Annotated in this window: 7 protein-coding genes; 2 read left to right on the top strand and 5 right to left on the bottom strand. The window is 67.4% G+C overall.

Annotation, left to right across the window (positions count from 1 at the left end):
* Positions 1-338: 338 nt before the first annotated feature.
* Both VGF64_16030 and VGF64_16025 read left to right on the top strand, forming a co-directional pair.
* Entirely contained in the window at positions 339-704 is a 366-nt protein-coding gene (locus VGF64_16030; GenBank protein HEY1636268.1) for an STAS domain-containing protein, read from the top strand.
* 42 nt (positions 705-746) lie between these two features.
* Positions 747-1,067, top strand: coding sequence for a hypothetical protein (locus VGF64_16025; GenBank protein HEY1636267.1), 321 nt, complete (start codon positions 747-749; stop codon positions 1,065-1,067).
* Between the two features lie 131 nt (positions 1,068-1,198).
* Here the strand turns inward: VGF64_16025 and VGF64_16020 are convergent, their stop codons facing one another.
* The 5 genes from VGF64_16020 to VGF64_16000 all read right to left on the bottom strand — a co-directional run.
* Entirely contained in the window at positions 1,199-2,089 is an 891-nt protein-coding gene (locus VGF64_16020; GenBank protein ID HEY1636266.1) for a cation diffusion facilitator family transporter, read from the bottom strand.
* Between the two features lie 149 nt (positions 2,090-2,238).
* Entirely contained in the window at positions 2,239-2,613 is a 375-nt protein-coding gene (locus VGF64_16015) for a metalloregulator ArsR/SmtB family transcription factor (protein ID HEY1636265.1), read from the bottom strand.
* Between the two features lie 430 nt (positions 2,614-3,043).
* Complete coding sequence (locus tag VGF64_16010; GenBank protein ID HEY1636264.1) at positions 3,044-5,368, bottom strand: FUSC family protein; 2,325 nt, start codon at positions 5,366-5,368, stop codon at positions 3,044-3,046.
* A gap of 139 nt (positions 5,369-5,507) precedes the next feature.
* On the bottom strand, positions 5,508-6,458 hold the full coding sequence (locus VGF64_16005) for a SagB family peptide dehydrogenase (GenBank protein ID HEY1636263.1): 951 nt from the start codon (positions 6,456-6,458) through the stop codon (positions 5,508-5,510).
* Between the two features lie 426 nt (positions 6,459-6,884).
* A partial coding sequence (locus VGF64_16000; GenBank protein HEY1636262.1) for a YcaO-like family protein occupies positions 6,885-8,150 on the bottom strand: 1,266 nt, incomplete at its 5' end.

The raw sequence follows: 8,150 nt of genomic DNA, 5'->3' as shown, positions 1-8,150 counted from the left end.
AGCAAAGAAGGCGGCTCCGGTCCGCCCGCATCCGCGTTCACCCGATATGCCTCCTCTCAATGCTGTCACGGGGACTCTCGCGGGGGCGGCAGACCGGGTCAGGGAGGTTGGTCAGGAAACTCTGCGGAAGGTCACGCCTTGATCGAGCTACCGGACCCGTTCAGACTCGACGCGTCAGATGATGGCGAGCCAGCATCGTCGTCGACCTCAGTGGTGTCAGCTTCATAGATTCAGTCGGGCTTCGGCTCTATGTAATGTGCTCGCCTCGTGGACAGATCGGACCCAGACGGCAATGGGCCACCACGAGCAGCCACCGATCGCACAAAGGGGCGACTGCAATGAAGGTACCGACAGAATTCGGGTACAGCGTCGATGGCGGCAACCCAATCGTCGTAACGATGTGGGGCGAGCTCGATCTCTACTCGGCCCCGAAGTTGGCCGACGCCATCGGAGAGCTGATTCGGCGCGGCCATCAGGAGGTGGCGCTCGACCTCGGTGCGGTCGAATTCATGGACTCCACTGGCGTCCGGGTCCTTGTCGGGGTGTTCGAGGCTCTACGCGACGTCGACGGCCAGCTTCTCCTGCAGGCCGCCAGCGCGCCAGTGCGTAGGGTTCTGGCGCTGACAGGACTCGACCGGCTGCTGGTTCTTCCCGACACGGCCGACTTACCACCCAGGGCCGCTGAGTCTAGAGGCCCACGTTGAACGCCGGTTGAAGATGTCTCGCAAAGTCGCGGCATACAGGGCATGACGCCGATCGAGATCGATCCGTCCAGACTGGCCGTAAGTCCCGCAGCGGCGAAGGCCATCGTGCAAGTTGTCGGCGACCGTGAGCCGACGCCCGGCTCAGGGTTGCGAATCACCACAACTGACACGCCGCCCGGCGCCCTGTTACTGAGCGTGGTCAAGGGCCCTCACCTCGACGACCATGTCCTCTCGTTCGAAGGTGCTGCCCTCTTTGTTGACCGCGAGGCTGCAAGCGCACTTACTGGCAAGCTCTTGGATGTTGAAGTCAATCAACAGGGCGTTGCCCTCTTCTCGGTCACCTCTCGGACCGATTCGAACTAGGCCGGACTCCCGACGATGCCAGTCGGCGTCCCCAGCGAACTTCGCCCATCGGACGACCTTGCGGGTGACGGGCTTCCCGACCATGGCCTGATGGGGCATTGGCGGACGTCGCTGAAGTTTACCCCCTCGGCCTAGCGCGCCTTGAAATGGTGTGCTGTCAATGAATGCGGGTCGACTCCGTGATGATCGCAGGGGCTCGAGTGGATGGTCGCCGAGCTCAAGCGGCGCACGTCGTGGAGGAGACGGTGGCGAGCATCCTCGGCGATGTCGTGCGCTCGGGACAGTCTGAGATCCGCGTCGGAAACTACGTCGGCCTCGGCGTGTAGCTCATGGCCGACCCACCGCACTCGCACCGACTCGACATCTTCGATACCGGGGACTGTGCGCAGAACAGTGCTCACCCTGTCGACCAGGGCCGGGTCGACAGCGTCCATGAGCCGGCGGTAGATGTCCCGAGCGGCACTCTTGACGATCACCAGGATGGCCACGGTGATGAGGAGACCGAAGACGGGATCGGCGGCGCGCCAGCCTGCGGCCACGCCGATGGCGCCGACGACGACGCCGAGGGACGTGATGCCGTCGGTGCGGGCGTGGTAGCCGTCGGCCTCCAGCGCGGCCGAGCCGATCTTGCGACCGACTCGGATCCTGTACTGGGCGACGAGCTCATTGCCGGCGACACCCACCAGTCCCGCGATGATCACCCATCCGAGATGGCTGACCTGCTGGGGGTGAATGAGCCTATTGACAGATTCCCATGCCGCGACGCCGGCCGACGCGGCAACCGTGACGAGGATGAAGACGCCGGCCAGATCCTCGGCCCGTCCATATCCATAGGTGTAGCGCCTGGTCGCCGGCCGTCGTGCCAACCAGAAGGCCAGGCCCAGTGGCAGGGCCGTGAGCGCATCGGCGAAGTTGTGGATGGTGTCGGCCAGAAGGGCCACCGAGCCCGAGATGATGAAGATGACGACCTGAACTACGGCGGTTGCAGCCAAGCCGCCGAGGGAGATCTTGAGGGCGGTCATTCCCTCCCGACTCGCCTCCAGGGCGGAGTCGACGGAGTCGGCAGCATCATGGCTGTGGGGCCGCAGGATTCTGGTGACAAGACCTCGGACACCACCGCGGTGCCGGTGGTCTTGGGCGTGGGATGTGCCCCGCGGCGCCTCATCGGATGTCATGCGCCGCGTTGCCTTCGCCCCGTCGAAGCGGGCTCGCCAAGCTCGCCATGGACGGCGGCACCGACAAGATGCTCGGTATGGGACAGCGCCTCCTCGACCAGATGGCGGACATGGGCGTTCTCAGCGGCGTAGAAGATCCGGTTTCCATCCCGACGGACCCGCACCAGTCGGGCGGCCCGCAGCTTCGCCAGGTGCTGAGACACAGCCGGCGGTTGTGCCTCGACATGACCGGCGAGCTCCCCCACGGAATGCTCGCTGTGGAGTAGCGCCCACAGGATCTTCAGGCGAGTCACGTCGCCGAGCAGCTTGAAGGTCTCGACGGCGAGCCCGAACTGCTCGTTTCCTGGCTCCACAACTGGCTGCGCACTCACGCAAGTAGTGTAGCGACCCTTCGATCCCCCCGTCCTGCCAGCCACTCTCTGAGGGCAGGCGTCTCCTGTTCCGGGTGGATGAGCTTGAGGAGGGCCGAGGAGTCCATGTAGATCATGGTCGCTTCAGAGCCGTTCGCCGCGAAGCTCGGCGAGCACCTCCTCGGTGGTCGGCTCACCGGCCGAGGCGGAAACGGGCTCGGGTAGGCGCCATGGCGCCGACGCTCGCACCAACCGACCCTCGGCCACCAAACGCTCCCGATCTGATTCCGCTCGAACGGCCAGCTCAAGGCAACACGGCTCTCCGTCTTGGTCGACTGCGGAGGTTCGGACCGATCAGCATGACCCCCACCTGGCGGCGTCCGTTCATGCTGTATGCGATCCATCGTGCCGTCGGCACGTACTGCAATCTGAGCAAGATCGGTGCCGCCGCTCACCTGCGCCGCACGCAGGCGGCGGCAACGCGGTCGGCGAGCCAGCTGGCCGGCTGCAGGTAGTCCGCCTGCAAGACGAGCACCATCGCGTCGCGGCCAAGCCCCTCGTCCGAGCTTCCCGACCAGCCACGCAGGCAATCCCGAATCGCCTCCTGCACGTCGTCGAGTCCATCGTGGCCGTTCAACGTCGAGAGGTGCTCCGGCCACGTCGGAGACACGACGAGTTGCGCCGCCGCGGACAAGTCGTCGAGCTCCGTGAGCAGTCGCGCGGACTCGGCGATCCGCGCCCGCACATGGTGCGCGGACACCACGATCGCGGCCTCGGCGGAAGGACAGCGGTGGCGGGCCTGGTGCATACGGGCGAGCAAGGTCACAAGGCCGGCCGTGGACGCGAGCTGGGTCGCCCCACTGGCGAGCCCGGCCCACGCGACTGCGGGCACATGCGTCAGCTGGCGACTGGCCACGCTACTGATCGCGAGGTCGAATGTCTCGTTGGAGCGCTGGATCGCGGCACGCGCCGCCCTTGCCTGGCGCTCGACGAGCTCGTCGTCGACCGGGCCGTTCGTGATGCGATCGTACGCCGCGACGAGATAGTCCGACGCCGCCCGCAGTGCAGCGGTCACGGTGTTGCCGATGGCGGCCGTGACCCCGCGCGGCCAGAGCAGCGCGCTCACCAGGAGCGAGACAGTCAAGCCGACCCCGACGGTGAGCAGGCGGGTCTGGGCGGTGAGGAAATGTGTCGGGTCGTAGAGCTCGTAGAGCGCGATCACGAACAGCGTGAACGACGCGTGTGAGGCGATGACCGACCGCGAGCCGGGCGCCCAGGCTGCAAGGAAGGCAAGGATCGGCAACAGGGCCCAAGTGGCGACATCGCTGTTCTCGATGAGCGCTACCGCGCCGATCCCGAGTGCGAACCCGATCACGGTCCCGGCGAAGGCCCGGGCGACGACCTTCTGCGTCGCGCGGGCGTCGAGACGCAGGACGCTCACGATGCCCAGCACGACCCAGAATCCGTGCTCCAAGTCGACGAGGTCGCCGATCAGGATGCCGAGACCGACCGCGAGCCCCGTGCGCAAGCTGTTGCGAAACCACGGCGAGTCGACGTGGAGCTGCGCCTTGAGCACATCGCCAAGTCCGCGGCGGTGTGGCCGTAGCGCCGCGCCGCCGTACGTCGCCACCGCATCCCGGTCGGGTGGGGCACCCACCGCGCCGCGGATGTCGGTGGCGATCAGCTGCGTCTGCAGCGCGATGATCCGTACTCTGAAGCTGTCATGTAGCGTCGTCGCCACCGCGTCGCTCTCACCTCGCGCGAGCGCCTCGCTGGCGCAAGCTTCGGTGCTGATCGTGTGTTGCTCGCGCGCCGCGTTGAGCGCTGATGGTATCGGTGACTCAGCGCCGGATCGCATCGTTCGGGCACACGCTTTCAGCATCTGCTCGCACGCCGCCAGTAGTGATCGGTCGATCGAGCTCGCACGGCGGTCGGTCGCTTCGGCGACCCACGCGAGAAAAGTCTTCAGACGCGCCACGCCGTCGACGGCCAGCATAACGGACCGGTCGCGCGGTGTCGTGGCGCCCGGTCGCAGCAGGTGACCGTCGTACGCGGCATCAACGTCCGCGGCGGCGGCCTCAAAGGCCCCGACGGCGGCGCTCGCGTTGTCGGGGTTGTTCTCCATCGATTCGGGCCAGAGCGCATGGATCAGGGCGGCGGCGGCCGCGAGCGCTGCCGCCACCCGGAGATGCAGGTTGCTCTGGGCATACAGCGGCCACAAAAACATCGCTGCGGCGATCGCGAGCCCGGATCCGATAGCCCAGCCGACCAACTCGTTCGGGATCTCGGAGACTGCGGGCGTGGCCGTCAACGCGATGACAAGCGGAATCAGGAGTGCGAGCCCCGCGGCCGCGACGTAGCCACGCAGTACCCCGGCGTACGTCAGGGCGAACGAGCCGAAGGCGCCCACCAGCACACTCGTCCAGCCCGAGTAGGCGGCGAGCGACCCGATCGCGAGCATCACAAGCCCGGCGAGCGTGGTCAGCAGGTAGGCCACGAATCGGTGGCCCATCGGGCCGCCGAAGTCGGCAAAGAGGAGCAACGCAAAGACCGCAAAGGCGGCCTCCAACGCCCCACTCGGGCGACCGAGGCCCTTCTCCACGACCCAGTACGCCAGCGTCAGCACGATCGCGATCCGGGCCGCCCGCCGCAGGTTCGCTCGTTCGCGATCGCGAATGCGCGCAAGGAGCTGATCCGGGCGGAGGCGGACCCGAAACTCGCGTAGCGGTCGGCCGAACACGCTTCCACCGGTAGCCGATCGCCGGCTGTTTCCCATTGCCCGTCGAGGGTAACCCAGTGGGGTGATTCAGGCGTGCGATTGTGGGCACCGTGCTCGGCCAAGGAGACGGTAGCGGGGTGCAGTCACCGGCGTCGCCGATCGCTCGTCCTGCATAAGGCATCGGCGGCAACCAGGCTCACGCATCGTCGCCCCGTCGGGCCGCCGTACCGAGAATCAGTTCTCCTACGTTCGGCTCCTCATAGGGATCGATGCCACTCGCACGAGAGAACTCCTCCGAGTCACCGTTCCCGATCGGACATGAGGCCAGGCCCATCGCTGTCGCTACCAGCTGGAGCTGATGCATCAGGACCCCCACCTCCTTGAGGATGAGCCCGTAGGCGATGGACTCGTATTTCGACATGACCCGGCCAACCCTCGACGTCATGAGCAGCACCACCTGCGGCTCAGAGCTCATCACCGCTTGCAAGCGCGCCCGGACGACAATGGCTCGGAGAGCACGGTCTTCAGCAGCGATTGGCTCCAGGGCATGGCTGGTTCCTTCGTAGCGATACAGACCCCCGGCGACTCCCGCACAGCGGACCACGAGCGGGTAGAGCTCCAGTGAGTGACGGGCACCGCCGGACCCATACGGGCGATCAACCCAATCCTCTCCCTGACTGGCCCCTACGGAACGGTTGCGCGCCGAGCGATACAGCAGCTCGCCGAGCTGAGCACCCGATACGGGGGCGAGCCCGTCGTGATCACGCAGCGAGCGACGGCGTTCGACCACGGTCTGAAACGAAGGGTCCGAGCGCTGGATCCGATCGAGATCCGGCGTCGGGAGCTGAAGCCGTCGCTTGGCGGCGGCCCTGAGCGCGGGCGGTGGCCGAAACCTTCCAGTCGCACCGGAGGGCTCGGCATGACGACCGAGCCGGCTCCGCTGGTGAAACATGAGGTCCGGCAGGCTCCATTGCGCCAGACGACCGTCATCGTCCTGGCCGTCCTTGTCGTCGTCGAGTAACAAACCGCGGGCGAACAGCTCGATCACCGCGTCGATCGCCGTTCGATCCAATCCCGGAACAGATGGCTCGAAGCCGATGCCCAGCTGGGCCACGAGACTCGCCAGCGAGGGCTCGTGAAGTATCACACGAGCGCTGGCGCGAGCCGACTCTACGACGACTTGCCTGCACTCCGTCCGAAGCAACGCAAAACGCGACAACCGTCCGTCTCGGCGGGCGAGGGGGGCTTCGCCGGCAGGATCACTCCGGCCGCGCGGCTGTAGAGTGGCGAGCGGTCGGGACCCGTCGATCGCTGTTCGCTCGAGCCAGCCCCGGCGTTCGAGGTGATCGACGGCGATGGCGGCCGTGAGCCCGCCGGCGGCCAAGAGCTGAGCCTCGCACACAGGACCCGCTGCGAGCTGAGCTACTAGCGGCCCCGCCGACGGCGTCACGCGAACAGCACAGGTCCCCCGTGCCGGACCCACCAGACGCAGATCGAACATGCCGTCGGCGCGTCGGTCAACAGTGGCGTCGGGTCGGAGACGCAGGCTATGGCTTATGGCCGATTGCACCGGTCACACCAGGTCGAGAGGGTTCAGTTGCTCTTCGGTCGGTAGCGTCGCTATCCAGCCGATCGCCGGCGGCACGTCATAGAGCCGTCCAGGCGCCAGGCGTCGCCACCAGTGACGCAGTCCTGGTGCCGTCACCCGTACGACCCGGAGCTCGCACTCGGGGCGGCTCTGGTCAAGCACCAGCACCTCGATTCCGGCTTCGGCAAGTCGGCCCACGCAGATGCCCACGTCCTTGGCGATGTCGTCGGTGGCGGCCGAGGGGTAGTCGCCGGCGCGCCGATGCCGCACGGCGGGATCTGGCAGAAGCCACGGCTGGCTCACGGCATCCACACCTGCCAACGGATTGGCGAGTCTTGGAGCCAGACTCGGGCTCGTCGTCGCGGCCAGGATCTGGTTGTGCTCGGTCACCGCCCGCGAGACGGCGGTCGCCGCGTCCAGGTTGGCCCCATAGCCGAGGATGGGTGCTGAGCGCCCGGCGTCGGTCAGGCAGGAGGCGGCCACGAAGGCCGGCACACCCAGATCGGTCGACAGGTCCAGCACCCACATCTCGCGTCCGAGCTCAGCCAGGTGCTCCCGCAGCAGCTCGTAGTACGGGTCGCCGAAGCTGTCCAGATCTACCCCTGGGCGACGGACCCGGCTGTACCACCAAAGGGCGACGCTGTCGCGCTCGATCAGCTCTCCCAAGCCGTGGAGGATGGCCTCCTCGGCTGTGCTGCCGGCGGCACAGCCGTTGGAGTTCGCGGCACCCAAGCCGGGTACGGCTGATCCGAACCAGCACAGCGGGGCCGGGAGCTCGCGGGTGCGCTCGAGGGTCAGTGACCACACCCGGCTCCACTCCAGCTCTGTCTCCGGATCGAACCGCTCGGGCACCTGGTTGGGCCCACCGGCGGTCGGATTCGTGCGCTCGCGGTCGTCGTACTGCCGGGCGGAGAACTGCAGCAGCGCCTCGGGGGGCACGGCGGGCTCCCCGCGGTCGGCCAGGCGACCGCGCTCGACGGGCTCATCGCCACGGCGGAGGCCGCAGACCAGCTCATGCCCCTCGGCCAGCGCCCCCACCCGGGCTTGGAGATCGTTGCGCCCCTTCCCCCAGCCCCGACCCCCGTAGACTGGGCGGGCCCGTCCCGCAACGGGGAAGCGCAAACCGGCCGTCCACACGTGGAGGGCCGCGTCCTCGGGGCCGACGGCGGGTTTGAGGTCGCGAACCACGCCCAGGCGGCGACTCACCTGCTGCTCGAGGCTGGCCAGAGTCTCGGCGAGCGACCGGGCCCG

This window comes from Acidimicrobiales bacterium (assembly GCA_036491125.1).
Lineage (GTDB): Bacteria > Actinomycetota > Acidimicrobiia > Acidimicrobiales > AC-9 > AC-9.
Note: the sequence above shows the minus strand (reverse complement) of the source record. Positions and strands in the feature narration are given on the sequence as shown.